We start from the raw sequence: 1217 nt of genomic DNA on the forward strand, positions 1-1217 counted from the left end.
AAAAAATTCAAGAATTCTATAAAAAATTCGAACTTGTTAAATTGACAGAGAACACCATAACAGATAAAAATGAATTAGAAGAACAATTAAAAGAAATAAAAAAAATAGGATATTCATTTGAAAAAGAAGAAACTGAATTAGGTCTTGTATGTGTAGCTGCACCTATAAAACAATATAATGGAGAAGTTATAGCATCTGTAACTGTAAGTGCACCTTCAAATAGGATGACTGATGATAAGATTAGTGATATTGGATGTGAATTAGTGAATGTATGTAATGAAATTTCTAGTAAGATTTGAAAAAAATTTATATATTTATTTTTCCAATCATCATCATTATTGTTGTACTAACAATTGATATTACAGCAGTATTTAAAAAACTTGCTGTGTAAGTAAAATATTTTTAGGCAAAAAATAAGGAAGACCCACCAGCAATTACTGATATGCTCTCCTTGTGGTAGACAGTTTAAATAATAAAAGCTGTTTACTATAAGACCAGCTAGTGATAGTCAATAGAAATTACAAAAAAATTTATGAGTAAAAATTTGCATCACAAATAATCCATTGAAAAATACGAACAATGGAATTACTTGTTTCTTAGAAATTTAAAACAAATATTTGTTGATAATTGGGAAAAGTTCTGTGAAATTAATAAAGGTAAAATTAGAGCTAATATAAATAGATAAGTTTGCAAAATGATTAATTGTGGATCATTAGACAATGGATTTATTGAATTTAAATGTGAGAATTGTGGAGAGATTAAGAGGGTTGGTTTTAGATGTAAAAGTAGATTTTGTACGTCTTGTGGTAAGAAAAAGTCTGAAGAATGGTCAGATGAAATGGTGGTAAGGCTTGTTAATTCAAAGCATAGACGTATGGTATTTACAATTCCCAAAGAACTAAGAATATATTTTGCTCGTGATAGAAAATTACTATCTTTATTGCCAAAGTGTTCAGCTAAAGTAATTATGAGTTGGTTTAAAGATTTAAATAAAAAAGAATGTTTTACTCCAGTGATAATTTCAGTTATTCATACTTTTGGCAGGGATTTAAAATGGAATCCTCATGTTCGTTTGATTGTTACCGAAGGTGGGGCAGGTGAAATCACGGTTTGGAGAAAAACCAGGCACATAAACTATACTGCATTAAGAAAAAGATGTCAGAAGATATTGTTAGATGAGATAGGAAATAACATTAAGAGTGGAAAAAAAGAGTTTA

At 28.3% G+C, this 1217-nt stretch carries 1 protein-coding gene and 1 pseudogene; both read left to right on the top strand.

Annotation, left to right across the window (positions count from 1 at the left end):
* On the top strand, positions 1–299 hold a 299-nt coding region (locus J2Z42_RS14325), incomplete at its 5' end, for an IclR family transcriptional regulator domain-containing protein (RefSeq protein ID WP_209703442.1).
* 290 nt (positions 300–589) lie between these two features.
* Positions 590–1217 (top strand): annotated as a pseudogene (locus J2Z42_RS14330) (IS91 family transposase); the annotation flags it as partial.

This window comes from Clostridium algifaecis, assembly GCF_017874415.1.
Lineage (GTDB): Bacteria > Bacillota > Clostridia > Clostridiales > Clostridiaceae > Clostridium_B > Clostridium_B algifaecis.